At 68.6% G+C, this 17720-nt stretch carries 20 protein-coding genes; 14 read left to right on the top strand and 6 right to left on the bottom strand.

Annotation, left to right across the window (positions count from 1 at the left end):
• Window positions 1-36: 36 nt before the first annotated feature.
• Complete coding sequence (locus tag ACI2LP_RS03055) at window positions 37-450, top strand: organic hydroperoxide resistance protein (RefSeq protein ID WP_404722778.1); 414 nt, start codon at window positions 37-39, stop codon at window positions 448-450.
• A 165-nt stretch (window positions 451-615) separates the two neighbouring features.
• On the opposite strand, the gene ACI2LP_RS03050 is transcribed toward ACI2LP_RS03055, so the two are convergent.
• The 3 genes from ACI2LP_RS03050 to zapE form a co-directional block, all read right to left on the bottom strand.
• On the bottom strand, window positions 616-1992 hold the full coding sequence (locus ACI2LP_RS03050) for an alkaline phosphatase PhoX (RefSeq protein ID WP_404722777.1): 1377 nt from the start codon (window positions 1990-1992) through the stop codon (window positions 616-618).
• Between the two features lie 153 nt (window positions 1993-2145).
• Entirely contained in the window at window positions 2146-2571 is a 426-nt protein-coding gene (locus ACI2LP_RS03045; RefSeq protein ID WP_404722776.1) for an OsmC family protein, read from the bottom strand.
• Window positions 2572-2606: 35 nt separating this feature from the next.
• Entirely contained in the window at window positions 2607-3716 is a 1110-nt protein-coding gene (gene zapE, locus ACI2LP_RS03040; protein ID WP_404722775.1) for a cell division protein ZapE, read from the bottom strand.
• Here zapE and ACI2LP_RS03035 point away from each other — a divergent pair.
• From ACI2LP_RS03035 to ACI2LP_RS02980, 12 genes are all read left to right on the top strand, one after another.
• Window positions 3715-4488, top strand: a complete 774-nt coding sequence (locus ACI2LP_RS03035) for a pyrimidine reductase family protein (RefSeq protein ID WP_404722774.1) — start codon at window positions 3715-3717, stop codon at window positions 4486-4488. The two genes, zapE and ACI2LP_RS03035, sit on opposite strands and share 2 nt — an antisense overlap.
• A 106-nt stretch (window positions 4489-4594) precedes the next feature.
• On the top strand, window positions 4595-5062 hold the full coding sequence (locus tag ACI2LP_RS03030) for an indole-3-glycerol phosphate synthase (protein ID WP_404722773.1): 468 nt from the start codon (window positions 4595-4597) through the stop codon (window positions 5060-5062).
• A gap of 58 nt (window positions 5063-5120) precedes the next feature.
• The gene (gene murC, locus ACI2LP_RS03025; RefSeq protein WP_404722772.1) at window positions 5121-6515 is read left to right on the top strand and encodes a UDP-N-acetylmuramate--L-alanine ligase; all 1395 of its coding nucleotides are present in this window, start codon (window positions 5121-5123) and stop codon (window positions 6513-6515) included.
• A gap of 23 nt (window positions 6516-6538) precedes the next feature.
• The gene (gene msrB / locus ACI2LP_RS03020) at window positions 6539-6946 is read left to right on the top strand and encodes a peptide-methionine (R)-S-oxide reductase MsrB (RefSeq protein ID WP_404722771.1); all 408 of its coding nucleotides are present in this window, start codon (window positions 6539-6541) and stop codon (window positions 6944-6946) included.
• 189 nt (window positions 6947-7135) lie between these two features.
• Window positions 7136-9064: a polymorphic toxin-type HINT domain-containing protein gene (locus tag ACI2LP_RS03015; RefSeq protein WP_404722770.1), complete on the top strand. Its 1929-nt coding sequence runs from the start codon at window positions 7136-7138 to the stop codon at window positions 9062-9064.
• Window positions 9065-9092: 28 nt separating this feature from the next.
• On the top strand, window positions 9093-9467 hold the full coding sequence (locus ACI2LP_RS03010) for a hypothetical protein (RefSeq protein ID WP_404722769.1): 375 nt from the start codon (window positions 9093-9095) through the stop codon (window positions 9465-9467).
• Between the two features lie 219 nt (window positions 9468-9686).
• Window positions 9687-10118 carry an Rrf2 family transcriptional regulator gene (locus ACI2LP_RS03005; protein WP_404722768.1) on the top strand — a complete coding sequence of 144 codons (432 nt, stop codon included), beginning with the start codon at window positions 9687-9689 and terminating at the stop codon, window positions 10116-10118.
• Between the two features lie 146 nt (window positions 10119-10264).
• A complete protein-coding gene (locus ACI2LP_RS03000; protein WP_404722767.1) occupies window positions 10265-10693 on the top strand; it encodes a nuclear transport factor 2 family protein in 429 nt (142 codons plus the stop codon).
• 415 nt (window positions 10694-11108) lie between these two features.
• Window positions 11109-12056 (top strand): branched-chain amino acid ABC transporter permease, encoded by a 948-nt coding sequence (locus tag ACI2LP_RS02995; RefSeq protein ID WP_404723044.1) that lies wholly within the window; start codon window positions 11109-11111, stop codon window positions 12054-12056.
• A 10-nt stretch (window positions 12057-12066) separates the two neighbouring features.
• Complete coding sequence (locus ACI2LP_RS02990; protein ID WP_404722766.1) at window positions 12067-13059, top strand: branched-chain amino acid ABC transporter permease; 993 nt, start codon at window positions 12067-12069, stop codon at window positions 13057-13059.
• On the top strand, window positions 13049-13945 hold the full coding sequence (locus tag ACI2LP_RS02985; RefSeq protein WP_404722765.1) for an ABC transporter ATP-binding protein: 897 nt from the start codon (window positions 13049-13051) through the stop codon (window positions 13943-13945). The genes ACI2LP_RS02990 and ACI2LP_RS02985 overlap by 11 nt, the downstream gene beginning before the upstream one ends.
• Window positions 13946-13957: 12 nt before the next feature.
• Window positions 13958-14698, top strand: coding sequence for an ABC transporter ATP-binding protein (locus tag ACI2LP_RS02980; protein WP_404722764.1), 741 nt, complete (start codon window positions 13958-13960; stop codon window positions 14696-14698).
• 34 nt (window positions 14699-14732) lie between these two features.
• Here ACI2LP_RS02980 and ACI2LP_RS02975 read toward each other — a convergent pair whose 3' ends face one another.
• From ACI2LP_RS02975 to ACI2LP_RS02965, 3 genes are all read right to left on the bottom strand, one after another.
• The gene (locus tag ACI2LP_RS02975; RefSeq protein WP_404722763.1) at window positions 14733-15992 is read right to left on the bottom strand and encodes an ABC transporter substrate-binding protein; all 1260 of its coding nucleotides are present in this window, start codon (window positions 15990-15992) and stop codon (window positions 14733-14735) included.
• A gap of 135 nt (window positions 15993-16127) precedes the next feature.
• The gene (locus ACI2LP_RS02970; protein WP_404722762.1) at window positions 16128-16346 is read right to left on the bottom strand and encodes a hypothetical protein; all 219 of its coding nucleotides are present in this window, start codon (window positions 16344-16346) and stop codon (window positions 16128-16130) included.
• A gap of 144 nt (window positions 16347-16490) precedes the next feature.
• The gene (locus ACI2LP_RS02965) at window positions 16491-16880 is read right to left on the bottom strand and encodes a VOC family protein (RefSeq protein WP_404722761.1); all 390 of its coding nucleotides are present in this window, start codon (window positions 16878-16880) and stop codon (window positions 16491-16493) included.
• Window positions 16881-16936: 56 nt separating this feature from the next.
• Here ACI2LP_RS02965 and ACI2LP_RS02960 point away from each other — a divergent pair, with 56 nt between their 5' ends.
• Window positions 16937-17578, top strand: coding sequence for a nucleoside/nucleotide kinase family protein (locus ACI2LP_RS02960; RefSeq protein WP_404722760.1), 642 nt, complete (start codon window positions 16937-16939; stop codon window positions 17576-17578).
• Window positions 17579-17720: the final 142 nt, after the last annotated feature.

The following is a 17720-nucleotide window of genomic DNA, read 5'->3' as shown; positions in this document are numbered from 1 at the left end:
GCAACGGTTCTCCACGGACGCAGAGGAATGCAACTCATGGACGCGCTCTACACCGCTGTCGCCACTGCCAACGGTCGCGAAGGCCGCGCCGTCAGCTCCGACGGCCACATCGACCTGCCGCTCGCCCACCCCAAGGCGCTGGGCGGCAATGGGCAGGGCACCAACCCCGAGCAGCTCTTCGCCGCCGGGTACGCCGCCTGCTTCGCCAGCGCGATGGGCGCCATAGGCCGCCAGGAGAAGATCGACGTCAAGGACGCTTCGGTGACCGCCGAGGTCAGCATCGGCAAGGACACCGACGGCGGCTTCGGCCTCTCCGTGATCATGCGGGTCGAGCTGCCCGACCACCTGCAGGGCGAGGCGGGCCGCGACCTGCTGGAGAAGACGCACGCGTACTGCCCCTACTCCAAGGCGACCCGCGGCAACCTGCCGGTCGAGCTCGTCATCGAGTAGTCACTCGTCATCGAGTGGTCAGTGGCGGCTGCCCGGGTCGGACTCCCGGGCGGCCGCTTTCTGCTTCACGCCCCCTCCGCGTGTCGACGATCTTTGAGGCCGTGAGGCGGCTGCGTTACGCGCGTGCTGCGCCGCACCCGCCCCACGGCCGGGTGAGTCGACCCGTCAGCACCACGGCCCGGTGACCGCGAACGTTGTGCCGGGCGTGTAGCAGTTGACGTACATGGTGTTCTCGTCCGGGGAGAAGGTGACGCCCGCGAACTCGCCCCACTCCGGCTCCTCGGGCGTACCGATGTTCTGCGCGCCTCGCGCCATCGGGTAGACCTCGCCGCGTTTCGTCAGCCCGAACACATGCTGCGCGCCGTTCCCGTCCTCGCACACCATCAGGCCGCCGCTGGGCGCGAGGCAGATGTTGTCGGGCGACTCGCCGGGCAGTTGGATGTCCGTGTCCGGACCGAAGACGATCACCAGCGTGAGCCGGCGCCGGTGCGGCTCGTACTTCCAGACCTGCCCGAAGTGGTCTGCCGCCGAGCCCGCCTTGCTCACGGCGAAACTGGAGACGAAGTACACCGAGCTCCCGCCCCAGTAGCAGCCCTCCAGCTTCTGCGCGTGCGTGATGCCCTTCGGACCGAAGTCCTGCAGCCTGATGGGCGTCTGCTTCGCCTGGCTGTCCGGTACGGGCACCCACTCGACGCGGTCGAAGCTCGCGCCGGTCTCCTGAATCGCCGACAGATCGGGCACGCCCGGCACCCGCATCGCCTCCAGGGCGCCGCCCGCGCGCAGCGAACCGGTGCCGCCCAGTGGCTTGTCGGGCAGGAAGCGGTAGAAGAGCCCGAACGGCCGGTCGAAGGCGTCCTCCGTCTCGTACACGATCCCGTGCCTCGGATCGACGGCGATCGCCTCGTGCTGGAAGCGGCCCATGGAGGTGAGCGGCACGGCTCCGGTACGGCGCGGATCGGCGCCGTCGACCTCGAAGATGAAGCCGTGGTCCTTGGTGTAGCCGTTGGTACCCGCTCGGTCCTCGGTCTCCTCGCAGGTGAGCCAGGTGCCCCACGGGGTTGGCCCACCCGCGCAGTTCACGGCCGTGCCCGCTATCGCGACCCGCTCGGACAGGACGTTGTTACGGCCGTCCAGCTCGAGCGTCGTACAGCCGCCCTTGCCCATCGGATCGTAGGTCAGGCCCTCGATCGTCGGGACGCCGATCTTGGCAGTGACGCGATTCTCGTGATTGCGGACGAGGTGCACGCGGCCACGGCTGCCCGCGAAGGCACCCATGCCGTCGTGGTTGCTGGGGACCTGTCCTTCGCCGGAGCGCAGCTGATCGCCCTCGCGGGAGAGGACCCGGTAGCGGAAACCCTTCGGCAGATCGAGCAGCCCGGCCGGGTCGGGGACGAGCGGGCCGTACCCGCTGTGGCCGCGGGCGGCCGCGGTGCCTGCGAAGAGTTCGGAGAGGGCGCCGGTGAAAGCGATACCGGCGCTCAACGCACCGGTACGTGCGAGGACTTGACGTCGTGTTGCGGACTCTTCAGGTCGTGAAGACATGAGGCAACTCCCTGTGGGGGTACCTCCCATGCCGAAGGCCATGGGGGAGGACAGGAGATGTGACCCGCACGTGTGTATCACGCACATCGGTGACACGTAACCATGCGGGCCACTGCGCCTCGTGTTGTGGCCGGGTCGAGCGAGGGCCGGGTGTCAGGCGAGTTCGGCGGTCAGGGTGATCGTCGTACCGGCGAGCGCCTGGCTCACGGGGCAGTTCTTCTTGGCGTCCTCGGCCAGCTCGAGAAAGCGGTCCTTGTCCAGGCCCGGGACCTCGCCGCGCACGGTGATGTGGCTGCCGGTGATGCCCTCGCCCGGCACGAAGGTGACGTCGGCCTTGGTCTCCAGGCGGGTCGGCGCGTGGCCGGCCTTGGCCAGGATGTTGGAGAACGCCATCGAGTAGCAGCTGGAGTGGGCGGCCGCGATCAGTTCCTCCGGGCTGGTCTTGCCGCCGGGCTGCTCGGTGCGGGCCGGCCACGAGACGGCGAAGGTGCCGTTGCCGGAGGAGTCGAGGGTGACCTCGCCCGAGCCCTGGAGGAGATCGCCCTCCCAGATGGTGTGGGCGGTACGCGTAGCGGCCATGATGCTTCCCTTCGGTCGGGGTGACGGCCCCAAACCTACTGCGCCACCAGACCCTTTGCGTCCCGAGCCAGCGCCGTCAGCCGGGAGATTGCCCGGAAGTACTTCTTCCGGTAGCCGCCGTTCAGCATCTCTTCGCTGAAGAGCCGGTCGAAGGTCATCCCGGAGGCCAGCACAGGCACCTCCCGGTCGTACAGCCGGTCGGCGAGTACCACCAGCCGCAGCGCGGTCGACTGGTCGGGAATGGGCTGCACATCGGTGAGGCAGACGGCGCGCAGACCGTCGGTGAGCGCCCCGTACCGGCTCGGATGCACCTTCGCGAGATGCTCCAGCAGCTGCGGGAAGCCGTCCAGGGACGCGCCGTCGGTGGCGTACGCGGTCTTGGTGACCTGTTCGTCGGAGTACGGGGGAGGGGCCTCGGGCAGCCCTCGGTGGCGGTAGTCCTCGCCGTCGATCCGCAGCGGGCGGAAGCGCGCCGAGAGCCCCTGGATCTCGCGCAGGAAGTCGGCGGCGGCGAACCGGCCCTCGCCCAGCTTGCCGGGCAGCGTGTTGGACGTGGCCGCCAGCGCGACGCCCGCATCGACGAGCTTGCCGAGGAGCGTCGATACGAGGACGGTGTCGCCCGGGTCGTCCAGTTCGAATTCGTCGATGCAGAGCAGCCGGTGTCCGCTCAGGGTCTGCACGGTCTGCTGGAAGCCGAGGGCGCCGACCAGATTCGTCAGCTCGACGAACGTGCCGAAGGCCTTCAGGGAGGGCTCCGCCGGGGTGGCGTGCCAGAGGGAGGCGAGCAGATGCGTCTTGCCGACGCCGTAGCCGCCGTCCAGATAGACCCCGCGCGGGGCGGCGGGGGCCGCGGGCTTCCTGGCGAACCACCTGCGCCGGCCGGAGCCGCTCGCGTGCGCCCCGCCGAGTCCCGAGGCGAAGGAACTCAGGACGGTGACCGCCTCGCGCTGGCTGGGCTGGTTCGGGTCGGGGACGTAGGTGTCGAAGCGCACCGAGTCGAAGCGCGGCGGCGGCACCATCTCGGCCACCAGCCGGTCGGCGGGGACATGCGGCTCGCGGGCGCAGAGGGAGAGCGGGGCCGCTTCGGCTATGGCACTGGTCGACACAGTTCCCAACTGTAAGGGCCGTGGAAGACTGCATCGCATGCGACGCCTGCTCCCTGTGACCGACCAGACAGCCGCCGAGGACCGCGAGTGGTCCGTGGACGAGCTGGCCGACGCCTATGTGTATCCGGAGGGCACCGGGGCCACGGGCCCGGCCTGGCTGCGGGCGAACATGGTCTCCACGCTGGACGGGGCCGCCCAGCACGAGGGCCGCTCGCAGGCCATCTCCTCCGAGACGGACATGCGGATCTTCGGTGTACTGCGCGGGCTCGCCGATGCGGTCGTGGTCGGCGCCGAAACGGTCCGACTGGAGGGCTATCGTCCCGCTCGCGCCCGCGAGGTCTTCGCGCAGCGGCGGGCCGCGGCCGGTCAGGGCCCCGCGCCCGCGATCGCCGTGGTCAGCGCCTCGCTCGACCTCGACTTCTCGCTGCCGCTGTTCGCCGAGCCGCTGGTGCCGACGCTGCTGCTGACCGGGGCCGCGGCGCCCCCGGACCGTATCCGCACCGCCGAGAAGGCGGGCGCGGAGGTGGTGATCGCCGGGGACGGACCCGGCGTGGAGCCGGCCAGGGCGGTCCGGGCGCTGGCGGAGCGCGGCCTGGTGCGGCTGCTCACCGAGGGTGGGCCGCGGCTGCTGGGCCAGTTCGTGGCGGCCGGGGTGCTGGACGAGCTGTGTCTGACGCTGTCGCCGACGATGACGGCGGGGGACGCACAGCGCATCGCCGGCGGCCAGGCGCTGGCCGTTCCGGAGAGGTTTGCCGTGGCTTCGGTGCTGGAGGAGGCGGGGTTCCTCTTCACCCGCTACCGTCACATCTGACAATCGGCGGAATTGGTCGTTCCGGTTAACTTCGGCCGGGCACACTTAGTCTCGCAGACCCCCGTCAGGCACGGGGCAGGATGGTTTCCGCAGAAGGGCTCCTGACGTGTTCACAAGCGTATTGATGATCGAGAAGCCCCTGACGTCCGACGACGTGGAATTCGTCACCACCCTGCACGGCCGCGAGGCCGTCTCCTTCGTCGTGCTGATGCAGCCCCGCGGGGACCAGGATGTGCTGCTGCGCGCCATTGACGACGTGGCGCTCGGCGAGCTGAAGGACGCCGTGCGGGAGGGCGACGAACCGGAGGGCGCGGCGGCGAAGGCCCCCGCCGAGCGCGCCCTGGACCACTCCGTCGCCGCCCTGCGAGCCGCGGGCTCCGAGGCCGTGGGCCGGATCGTCGAGGACCATCCGCTGGACATGCTCAAGTCCGTGGTGGACGAGGTGGGCGGCGACGAGGTGATCGTGCTGACCGCGCCGCACTATGTGGAGGAGTTCTTCCACCGGGACTGGGCCTCCCGAGCCCGTCACAAGGTCGGCGTACCGGTGCTCAAGCTCTTCGCGCACAGCGAATAGGCTGGAGCCTCGCACGTACTCGCAGCGCACCACTCGTACATCTTGGGGAGACACACGCATGGCACCCGCCGTCCCTAGCGCCATGGAACGCCCGCACTTCATCGGCATCGGGGGCGCCGGAATGTCGGGCATCGCGAAGATTCTCGCGCAGCGTGGTGCGAAGGTCGCGGGCAGCGACGCCAAGGAGTCGGCGACGGCTCAAGCGCTGCGGGAGCTGGGCGCCACCGTCCACATCGGGCACGCGACCGAGCACCTGGCCTCCGACGCCAGCTGCGTCGTCGTTTCCAGCGCCATCCGCCCCGACAACCCGGAGCTGGCCCGCGCCGCCGAGCTGTCCGTCCCGGTTGTGCACCGCTCCGACGCGCTGGCCTCCCTGATGACCGGCCTGCGCTCGATCGCCGTCGCGGGCACGCACGGCAAGACGACCACCACCTCGATGCTGGCCGTGGCCCTGACCGAGCTGGGCCTCGACCCCTCGTACGCCATCGGCGGTGACCTCGCCGGGCCCGGGACGAACGCCCGCCACGGCGAGGGCGAGATCTTTGTCGCCGAGGCCGACGAGAGCGACCGCAGTTTCCAGAAGTACGACCCCGAGGTCGCGATCGTCCTCAACGTCGAGCTCGACCACCACGCCAACTACGCCTCGATGGACGAGATCTACGACTCCTTCGAGACCTTCGTCGGCAAGGTCGTCCCCGGGGGCACGCTGGTGATCTCCGCGGACCAGTCGGGCGCGGTGGAGCTGACGCAGCGCGTGCGTGACCTCTCCACGCTGAAGGTCGTCACCTACGGCGAGTCCGCGACGGCGGACGTCCGCGTCCACAAGATCACCCCGCGCGGCCTCACCAGCGAGGTCACCGTCCTGCTGGACAACCGCTTCCTGACCTTCACGGTCTCGGTCCCCGGCAGCCACTACGCCCACAACGCCGTGGCCGCCCTCGCCGCCGGTGTCGCCCTGGGCATCCCGGCGCACAACCTCGCCTCGGCGATCGGCAAGTACACCGGCGTCAAGCGCCGCCTCCAGCTCAAGGGCGAGGCCGCGGGCGTCCAGGTCATCGACTCGTACGCCCACCACCCCACCGAGATGACCGCCGACCTGGAGGCGATGCGCGGCGCGGCGGCGGACTCCCGGCTGCTGGTCGTCTTCCAGCCGCATCTCTTCTCCCGCACCCAGGAACTGGGCACGGAGATGGGCCAGGCCCTTGCACTGGCCGACGCGTCGGTGGTCCTCGACATCTACCCGGCCCGCGAGGACCCGATCCCGGGCATCACCAGCGCCCTGATCATCGACGCCGCCGGGGCCGCGGGCGCGGACGTGACACCCGTCCACGACAAGGCGACCGTCCCCGACGTGATCGCGGGAATGGCGAAGCCCGGTGATCTCGTTCTCACCATGGGCGCGGGCGATGTCACGGACCTTGGTCCGGCGATCCTGGCCCGCCTGTCGAACTGAGGCGAACCGAGGGAGCCGTTCTCATGACGTACGACGTCGAAAAGCCGGACGAGCAGTGGCGCGCGGAGCTGTCGCCCACGGAGTACAAGGTGCTGCGGCAGGCCGGCACGGAGCCTGCGTTCGTCGGTGAGTACACGGACACCAAGACGGCGGGCGTCTACTCCTGCCGCGCATGCGGCGCCGAGCTCTTCCGCTCCGACACGAAGTTCGAGTCGCACTGCGGCTGGCCGTCCTTCTACGACCCGAAGGACACGGACGCGGTCGAACTGATCGAGGACCGCACGCACGGGATGGTCCGCACGGAGGTTCGGTGCGCGCGGTGCGGGTCGCACCTGGGGCATGTCTTCGAGGGGGAGGGCTACCCGACGCCGACGGATCAGCGGTACTGCATCAACTCGATCTCGCTGCGGCTGGCGCCGGACGAGGGCTGAGGTCTGCGCCCGAGGGGGCATGCCGCGGCGTTCGTGCCGTTGCGGCGTTGCACCGCCGTCGGCGCCCCGTGCGGAGACGTACATGAACCTGGCTAAACTGCACCCGACCACACGGCGTACGCGCCAGTAACAAGACGCTTTCTGTCACGGGGAACGAGGGGCCGCGGGTACCGGAGGTAACGCGGCCCCTTGAGCAAGGAATTCATGTACCACAACCTCAAATCGAGAGTCGCGACGATCATCGTCGCGCTGTGCATCCTGCTCGCAGGAGGCGCGGGCACCGCCGGCAATGCTGTCGCCGCGGAACGGGGGGACGAGCCGAGTCTGGCGGAGATCGCGGCGAAGGTTTCGCGATACGCGAACTGTGACCGCCTGCCGCTGCTGGAAAGGCCGGGCTGCCTCAAGGACTTCGCCGGGAAGGCCGTCAAACTCGGCATCGGCACGGCCCTGTTCCTGTACATCACGCAGGACGCCATGAAGGACCACGGCGCGAGCTTCACGGCTCTGAACAAAGAGCTGAAGGCTCTGGGCGAACTGAAGCCGGGCGACCTGGCGGACCCCACCAAGGCCCCTGATCCGGAGCAGCAGTTGAAGCTCCTGGAGCAGGCGGTCAAGACTTTCAAGGCCGCCAAGCCGCACCTCGACGGCCTCGGCTCCGACATGGCCAAGGCCGACCGGCTGCTGGGCGCCCAGAGCGATTCTCTCTTGGCGCTGGCCATCCTGACCGTCACGGTGGGCGACCACTACCCGGACTACGAGCCGAAGAAGTACCCGGCCGCCAAGCCCGTGTTCGACTTCAAGAAGGACCTCGCGGACATCAACGCGGCCTTCGACAAGATGAACCGGGGCTTCGCCCAGATGGACCGTGGCCTGAAGGAGATGAACGCGGGCGTCGCCGAGGTCAACAAGGGCCTGAAGCAGGCCAACAAGGGCGTCTCCAAGGCCAACAAGGGCATGAAGGAGCTCAACGAGGGCATCGCTCAGGCCAACAAGGGCGTGCAGGAGGCGAACAAGCACGTCGCCGGTATCAAGAAGGGCGCAGAGAAGCTGCGCGAGATGCCAGGCATCGACTTCGACTTCTCCCACATCGGTGACACCTGGGGCTCGGGCTCGTCGGACGACGCCGAGCAGCAGCGAAGGATGTCGCTGCTGCTGGATCTGCTGCCCGGCATCGGCGACGGCAAGGGCATCGTCGACGCGATCACCGGCAAGGATCTCGTGACCGGTGAGAAGTTGAGCACGCAGGAGCGGGTGCTCGGTTCGCTGTCGGTGCTGCACTGGCTCAGGGCCGGCGGCAAGGCCCTCACGGCGGAAGAGGTCGGCAAGGCCCGCAAGAGCGGCGGCGCCGTCCCCTGCAACAGCTTCCCAGGTGGCACCCCGGTGCTCATGGCGGACGGTTTCCATGTGCCCATCGAGCAGGTGCAGGTGGGCGACGAGGTCCTCGCCACCGACCCGGACACCGGCCGTACCGAGGCCGAACCGGTTACCGATCTGATCACCGGAGAGGGCGAGAAGAACCTCGTCAAGGTCGATGTGAAGGCTGACGACGGCAGGGGTGACGGCACGTCCTCCGTCACCGCCACGGACGGTCACCCCTTCTGGACCGAGAACCTCAGGGAATGGACCACCGCGGACGGCCTCAAGGCCGGCATGTGGCTGCGTACGAGCGCAGGCACCCAGGTGCAGATCAGTGCCGTCGCGGCGTGGACCGCGCAGAACCAGAAGGTTCACAACCTCACCGTCGCCGATCTGCACACCTACTACGTGCTGGCGGGCAACACCCCGGTCCTGGTGCACAACACGGGCCCTGGCTGCCGAGTGACGACGGAGACTCTGGATGAGGCCTGGTCGACGTGGAACACTCCGGCGAATCTTGAGCATGTGATCGACCCGCCCAAGCACGGGTTCGGGGCCTTGGTCGCGAAAGCCGGAGGCCGAGAAGAAGCGCTGCGTGGGATCTTGGACAGCCTTCGCGGTGCGACAGACCTCCCGGTCGCGGGAAAATACGAGGTGAACCGACTCATCGCGGGCGAGGTGGTCACGATCCGAGGAGCCGTGGTGAACGGAGTCCCCCGGCTCGGCACGGCCTTCATTCCCGCGAAGTTCACGGGAAACTAGCGTCCGCTCTATCCGAAGGCACTGTGCCATGCCGATCGCAATGGATCCCCGCCCCCTGACCCAGGGGGAGAGGGCTGTCGTCAATCTGATCCTCGCCAACGAGTTCCCCGGAGCGGCCGAACTGCGAACCCAGGTCGGCTTCGCGCGGGTGGTTGCGCAATGGGCAGCGGATTCGGCGAGCGTCGACCTGGAGGTGCTGGAAGGCGCTCCTCGTTCGCCGGCTGCCGCGGGCGTCATCCCTGTGGACGCGACCGTCGTGGACGAGTCGGGATCACTCTTCGGAGAGATCCTGCTCTGGGCCACCGATGGATATCTGTCGGCGATCGAATACGCCTGGTACGGCGATGAGCCGCCCAGCGCGCTCCCGGATACCGGGATGATCTCCACGGAAGTCCGCGCCTAGTACGGGGGCGAAGGCCCGTGCTGCGTACGCGCCGGGTCCGGGCCTTCGCCAGGCAGACTCCAGGCCGATCTTGGTGGTTGCCGGGGTGGGGTCCACCACGGCGCCCTCGGTCAGCACAGAGGTGAGCATGCCAGGCCGCTGGAGGCGGGTCGCACCACAGTTTGACTGCCCGCAATCGTAACAACTATGGTTACGACCATCGGGAGGAGCGAAGTCGAGATGAGCGCCAACAGCAGGCTGACGATCGCCGCTCACGCCCTGGCGTGGATGGAGCTCAACAAGCGTTACGGCCGCGAGGTCGTCACGTCGGAGCAGATCGCGGAAAGCGTGAACACCAATCCCGTGGTCATCCGGCGCCTGCTCGCCGAGCTGCGCAAGGCGGGGCTCGTCGAGTCCCGGCGCGGAGCAGGCGCGGGCTGGATGCTGTCGCGCGAACTCGAATCCATGACCCTGCTGGACGTCTACGACGCCGTACAGCCCGGAACCCTGTTCGCCATGCACCGCGCCACACCGAACCAGGAATGCCCGGTGGGCTACGGAATCCGGCCGGCCATGCAGAACATCTACGACGGGATCGAGGACACCGTCCGGCGCGAACTGGCCCGCACCACGCTCACCGACGTACTGCGGGACGTCCTGGCCGCCCGCTAGAGCCCACCCGCCTGAAGCCCACCCGATCCGGAGCGCGGAGGACCGGAGCCGATTCCTGCTTCGCAGTCGGCATCCGGCCTCCGCCACACCCTCAGACGTAACCAAAATGGTTACCACCCACACCATCCTCGTTCTTGGAGGCAGTCGTGTCACCCGACACCAACCACACACCCACCGTCCGCGGGACGGTCGAGACATTCCTTCGGCTGATCGCCGAAGGCGATGCCGACCGCATCGCCGACAACTTCGCCGAGGAGATCGACTGGTTCGTGCCCGGAGGTGACAAGTTCCCCTGGGCCGGACACCGCTCACAGCGGCAGCAGGTACCCGAGTACTTCAAGACGATGTGGTCCGCCTTCGTCCCGGGTACGGCCGAGACCACGATCCACAACATCCTCGTCGACGGTTCCGACGCGGTCGTGCTCGGCCGCTTCGGGAACACCATGGAGGCGACCGGCCGCAGATTCAGCGCGCCCGTGGCCGTCCACCTCACCGTGGAGAACGGCCGGATCGTCCGCCTGCACCTTTATGAGGACACATACGCGATCGCGTACGCCTACGGCGCCGACGACTGACCCGTCCCGGGGGCGGTTCACCGGCCCCCGGTGCCTGATGAACGGGACCGGTGGGCGTCACGTCCCGGCGCACCATGACGAACCGTCACCCGGCTACGACGGAGCGGGCTGCCCGGCGTCAGGCCGGGTCCCCGGCACCACCAGGCCCGTTTCGTAGGCTGTCAAGGGTCTCGCGGTTCTCGCCGGATACGCGGCCGGGGCGCTGCTGCTGGGCGGCGCGCTGCTCAGGTCGCGGGACGCGTGAGAGCGACGCGCGGTGAGCGGGGGGTTCCCCACGAGCCAGAAGATTAGGGTTCTCCACGAGCCAGAAAATCAAGCTGCCCTTACACTGAGTGACAAAGGGTGGTCGTGAGAGACCGGACATCCCGTGCGCTATCAGCGGTTTTTGGTACCAGTACTCACCCTGTTCCTTGTGATGCTGCCCGCGGTCAACGCGTCGGCGCAGGGTGATGAGGTCCCGCGCGGCCCGAACTTCGGTGCGCGCTTCCTGCAGGCTCTGATCGAGGGTATTCAGTTCGGCGTCATCATCGCGATCTGCGCGGTCGGGCTCTCCCTGATCTTCGGCACCGTCCATCTGATCAACTTCGCGCACGGCGAGCTCGTCACCATCGGCGCCACGTTCGCCTTCTTCCTCAATGTCTCCGCGGCCGGTCCGCAGTGGCACCTGATCCCCGCCACCCTCGCCGCGGTCGTCTTCGGGGCCCTGCTGGGCGGGGCCATCGAGCGGGGCGTCATGAGGCCGCTGCGAGCCCGGGGCACCGGGCTGATCAACCTGTTCATCGTCACCATCGGACTGTCGCTGCTGCTGCGGCACGTTGTACTCGTGCTCTACGGAGCGCGGCCCGGCTCCTACGCCCAGTACGACGTCCAAAAGGCGTACGACCTCGGTCCCGTCGGCATCACCCCGCGGGATCTCACCGTCACCCTGCTCTCGGTGGCGGTGCTGCTCGCCGTCGCCGCGATGCTGCAGAAGACGCGCATCGGCACGGCCATCCGTGCCGTCTCCGTCAACCGGGACCTCGCAGAGGCCTCGGGCATCGACGTACAGCGCGTGGTGCTCGTGGTCTGGATGCTCGGCGGTGGTCTCGCAGCCCTCGGCGGAGTCTTCTTCGGGCTGGAAGAGATCGTCACCTGGGACATGGGCTTCAAGCTGCTGCTGCTCATGTTCGCCGGGATCATCCTCGGTGGACTCGGCTCGGCGTACGGGGCCATGGTGGGCAGCCTTGTCATCGGCATCGTCGCCCAGGTGTCCACCCTGTGGTTCCCGATCGACCTGCAGTACGCCTGGGCGCTGCTGACGCTCATCATCGTGCTGCTCATCCGTCCGCAGGGGATCCTCGGACAGCGGGAACGGGTCGGGTGAGGGGTGCGCCATGGACTTCTCGGTCATCTTCTCCGACGCCATCCGGTCCGGCATCGGGCCCATCGCCGCCATCTACGCGCTCGCCGCGATCGGGCTCAACCTGCACTTCGGCTACACCGGACTGCTGAACTTCGGTCAGGTCGGCTTCATGCTCGTCGGCGGGTACGGGCTCGCGATCACCGTGGCGACCTGGGGCGGTCCCATGTGGCTCGGCATCCTGGTCGGGCTGGCCTCGGCCGTCGTGCTGGCCCTGCTGCTCGGCCTGCCCACCCTGAGGCTGCGAGCCGACTATCTCGCCATCACCACGATCGCCGCCGGGGAGACACTTCGGCTGTTCTATCGCTCCAGCTGGGCCGAGCCGACCACCGGCGGTGTGTTCGGCCTGCAGCGGTTCGCCAACGACTTCTACGACTTGAACCCGATCCCGCGCGGCAGCTACGGCTTCTGGCTGGTGAAGTTCAACACCCGGGACCTGTGGGTGCTCATCGTCGTATGGGGCCTGGTGATGGTTGTCGCGGCGCTGCTCGCCCTGCTGATCCACAGCCCGTGGGGCCGGATCATCCGGTCCATCCGCGAGGACGAGGACGCCGCACGCAGCCTCGGCAAGAACGTCTACGCGTACAAGATGCAGAGCCTGATCATCGGCGGCGTGATCGGTGCGGCGGCCGGAATGATGCAGACGATCCAGGTGCAGTCGGCGAGCGCGGACAGTTTCGATCCCGGCGTCACCTTCTTCCTCTACACCATCCTGGTGCTGGGCGGAGCCGGGCGGATCATGGGCCCGATTGTCGGCTCGGTCCTGTTCTGGTTCGTACTGACCTTCCTGGACAGCGGGCTGCGGCAGGCCATCGACGCGGGCTACATCTCGGCCGACGTCATCAGCCCGGCGGAGGTCGGCGCCGTGCGCTTCGCCCTGGTCGGGCTCGCACTCATCCTGCTGGTCGCGTTCAGACCGCAGGGCATTCTCGGCAGCAAGAAGGAGATGTTGCTCAGTGCCCGCTGACACCTCCCCCATGCCCCGGAAGCCGCTGCCGCCGCCCCCCGCGGTTCCCACTGCGGTCGGTGGCCGGCTTGCCGGGCTCCGGCCCGAGCCAGGGGTGCACAAGCCCGACCCGCTGCTCGTCATGGACGACGTGACCCGCGCCTTCGGCGGACTCGCCGCGGTACGGGTCGACCATCTCGAGGTGCAGCGGGGAACCATCACTGCGCTCATCGGCCCCAACGGTGCCGGAAAGACAACGCTGTTCAACGTGATCAGCGGTTTCGACCGGGCCGGCGGAGGCCGCTGGTCGTTCGACGGACAGCCGCTCGCCGGCCGCCCGGCACACAAGGTGGCGCGCAGGGGTCTGGTCCGTACGTTCCAGCTGACCCGGACGCTCGCCCGGCTCAGCGTGCTGGAGAACATGCTGCTCGCCGCGACCGGGCAGCGCGGCGAGCGGGTGGTGACGGCACTGCTGCGGCCGATGTGGCGAGGGCAGGAGCGCGAGATCGTGGGGAGGGCCGACGAGCTGCTCGAACGGTTCAGGCTCGCGCGTCTGCGCGACGACTATGCAGGCACGCTCTCCGGCGGACAGCGCAAACTGCTGGAACTGGCGCGTGCACTGATGGCCCGGCCGGTCATGGTCCTGCTCGACGAGCCGATGGCCGGCGTGAACCCCGCCCTGACCCAGTCGTTGCTCGGACACATCACCCAGCTGCGGGACGAGGGGCTGACCGTGTGCTTCGTCGAGCACGACATGGACGTGGTGATGGGCATCAGTGACTGGGTGGCCGTGATGGCCGACGGCCGCCTGGTGGCCGAGGGACCGCCCTACACGATCGGCAGGAACACCGCCGTCGTGGACGCCTATCTGGGCAAGCGGCACGACGAACCCGGGGCAACCGCGTAGGAGGAGTGGCCGATGTCCGCGAACGAGGAAGGCCCGGTGCTGGTGGCCGACGAAATCGTCGCCGGGTACCTGGCCGGAGTCGACGTGCTGCGCGGGTGCAATATCGAGGTGCGGCCCGGCGAGCTGGTCGGCGTGATCGGTCCCAACGGCGCCGGCAAGTCGACACTGATCAAGACGGTTTTCGGCCTGCTGCGGGTACGCACCGGGGCGGTGCGGCTGCATGGTGAGGACGTCACCAACCGGCCGGCGCACCAGCTGGTCAGCCGGGGCGTGGGGTATGTACCGCAGCTGCAGAACGTCTTTCCCGCCCTGACCGTCGAGGAGAACCTGCGAATGGGCTGCTATCTGCGGCCCAAGGCCTTTGACCGGCGTACCGGGGCGGTGGAGGAGCTCTTCCCGTTGCTTGCCCAGCGCCGCAAACAGAAGGCCGGCTCGATGTCCGGCGGCGAGCGGCAGATGCTCGCCATGGCGCGCGCACTCATGATGGAGCCGGAGCTGCTGCTGCTGGACGAGCCGTCGGCCGGCCTGTCCCCGATCCATCAGGACCATGTGTTCGAGCGGGTCAAGGAGATCAACGACGCGGGCGTCGCCGTGCTGATGGTCGAGCAGAACGCCCGCAGGTGCCTGCAGATCTGCGACCGTGGCTATGTGCTCGACCAGGGCCGCAACGCGTACACCGGCACAGGCATGTCTCTGCTGCACGACGAGAAGGTGATCGAGTTGTACCTCGGCACCCTCGCCCGCGTCCGCTGAACATCCTCCTCGGAGGGCTTGTTGGTGCTCGGGGTCACTGCTGGCCCTTGCTCACTTCGGTGCGCAGAGTCTGCAGCTGGCCCTTGTCGTTGTAGGTGTACACCTCGATCGTCGCCTGACCGGGTTCGCCGGCGTCGGTGAAGTCGAGCGGACCGCTCACGCCGTCGTAGTCGATGTCCTTGCCGGCTGCGATCAGCTTCTTGCACGCGGCGAAACTGTTGCACTTCTCGCCGTCCTTGGTGACGCCGACCATCTCCTTCGCAAACTTGCCCGGGTCGTCGGACTTCGCCTGCTCGGCGGCGAGCGCGATGGTCGTCACACAGTCGAAGACCTGCGGTGCGAACTGCAGCTCCTTCAGACTCGGTGCAAACTTCTTCAGCTCCGTCACGAACTGCTTGTTGGCCGCCGATGCCGGTGCGGTGCCCTTCATCCCGGCGAGCCTGGCGGGATTCTTCGGGGAAACCAGGGCGGGCAGCTCCTCGCTGCGCAGTCCGTCGGCTCCGTACACGCCAATCTGATCGGGCCCGAGACCTGCCTCGATGAGACCCTGCAGGATCTGCGCGCCCTCCTCGAAGGCGATCACCACGGTGGCATCCGGCTTGGAGTTCTTCACCTTCTGCACGACCTGGTCGTAGTTCGTCGCCTTCGGGTCGTAGGTCTCGGAGACGACCACGGTCGCGCCGCCGGCCTCAAGGGCCTTCTTGGTGGCGTCGAGCAGTCCCTTGCCGTAGTCGTCGGCACGTGCCACCAGGGCCACCCGCTTATGGCCGTCCCCGAGGACGGTCTTCGCCAGGATCGGCCCCTGCAGCGCGTCACTCGGCGCGGTACGGAAGTAGAACCCGCCGTCGTCGTAGTCGGTGAACGTGGGTGCGGTGTTCGACCCCGAACACTGGACCACGCCGTCTCCGGTCACCCGGTCGATGAATGCCAGGGACATGCCGGAGGCCGCCGCGCCGATGATCGCGTCCACGCCGGAGTTGAGGACCCGGTCGGCGGATTGTGCGGCAACTGCTTCCTGCCCGGCCTCGTCGCCCGAGACCACAGCCGGTATCGGCTTCCCGAGCACTCCGCCGTCGGCGTTGATCGCTGTGATCGCGAACTTCATCGACTGGATCTGCGGTGGGCCGAGAAAGGCCAGCGGTCCCGTCTCCGGCAGGACGTATCCGAACTTGAGCTGACCGTCCCCGTCCTTCTCGGGAGCAGCCGCCCCGGAACTGCCACTCGTCCCGCAGGCTGCCAGCAGGAGCACGGCCGCGCTGGTGAAGATCGCGGACCGCCGTATCGGCGTCTTCATGTCCGCCTCCTCTCAGTAGAGGCTGGCGGTCGACAGGCCGGCCTTCCGCCCGCCTTCTGCTATGAGAGTAGAACGATCAGAGCCATTGGGCAGCCGGGGCGGGAGAGGAGACCGAGAAGGGTGAAGCGTCAACGTTTACGGCACCCCGTCGAGCCCGTCGAAGGGACGCGGACGAAGTGTGGGGGAGACGGACGACAGCCCGGCCCGAGCCCGCGCCGCTACGAGCGCTTCAGCCCGGCAACGGCTCACTTCGCCTCCGTGGACAACGGCCCACTTCGCCTCCGTGGACAGGGGGCTGAGCTTCTTGCGGAACTCTTTGCCGATCAGCTTCAGGAAGGTCTTGCCGCGCGCCATCGGCTCCAACGCACCGGACGCGAGGCGGACCTCCTCGCAGTGACACCCGCCGAAGGTCGAAGTGGAAGGTGAACGCGGCCAGTTCGGCCAGACGCTGCTGCTGCCTCAGCAGCTCAAGGGCACGTGCGGTCATGCGCCCGGACACTACTTGGGCTGCAGCAGGTCCCAGCGGTTGCCGTACAGATCCTCGAAGACCGCGACCGAGCCGTACGGCTCGTGCCGCGGCTCCTCCAGGAAGCGGACGCCCGCCGCCGTCATCCGGGCGTGGTCGGCCGCGAAGTCCTCGGTGTGCAGGAAGAAGCCGACCCGGCCGCCCGTCTGTGCGCCCACGCTCGAGCGCTGGACCTCGTCCGTGGCGCGGGCCAGCAGCAGCGCGGTGCCGTGCCCCGTCCCGCGCGGGCGGACCACCACCCAGCGCGAGCCGTCCCCGCGGTCGGTGTCCTCGACGAGTTCGAAACCGAGGGCGTCGGTGTAGAAGGCGATGGCCTCGTCGTAGTCGCGGACGACGAGGGTGACCAGGGCGATGAACGACATGCGGCCACGTTATACGTATGACCATGATCGATCAATGCGATGGAACAATGCGGCCCATGCATGCGCCACCGCCCCCGCAGTACCCACCGCACGTCCTGTACCGTGCCCGCGCCCTCGCCGTCCCCGGCCGTCGCGTCATCCTGGGCATCGCAGGAGCCCCCGGTGCCGGGAAGTCGACCCTCGCCGCCCATATCGTCGACTCCCTCGACGGCCTCGCCGTCCTCGTCCCCATGGACGGCTTCCACCTCGCCCAGGCCGAGCTCGAGCGCCTCGGCCGGGCCGGCCGCAAGGGCGCCCCCGACACCTTCGACGCCGCCGGATACGCCGCCCTGCTCGCCCGGCTGCGGGCCCCCGCCCGGGACACCACGGTCTACGCCCCCGCCTTCGACCGCGCCCTGGAGGAAGCGGTGGCCGGCAGCATTCCGGTCGCCCCAGAGGTCCCTCTCGTCGTCACCGAGGGCAATTACCTTCTCCACGACGATGGCCCCTGGGCGCAGGTCCGCCCGCTCCTCGACGAGGTCTGGTACCTGGAGATCGACGACGCCGTACGCGTACGCCGCCTGGTCGACCGGCATGTGCGGTTCGGCAAGCAGCGCCCGTACGCCGAGCGCTGGGTCCATGACTCCGACGAGCCCAACGCCCGGCTGGTCGCCCGCGGCCGCAACCGCGCCGACTTCGTGGTCACACAGTCCCCGTAGCCCGCCGGCTCGCGTATGCCACCGCTACCGCCGGTTCAGCCGCAGCCGCAGGCGCCCGCACGACCGGATCGGGCGGGTCCCGCTCCCGTGCAGCTCCGGCCGGAAGTGCGTCGCCCGGGTCGAGTTGCCAAGGAGTTGGCCG

This window comes from Streptomyces sp. NPDC019890 (genome assembly GCF_044903445.1).
GTDB lineage: Bacteria > Actinomycetota > Actinomycetes > Streptomycetales > Streptomycetaceae > Streptomyces.
Note: the sequence above shows the minus strand (reverse complement) of the source record. Positions and strands in the feature narration are given on the sequence as shown.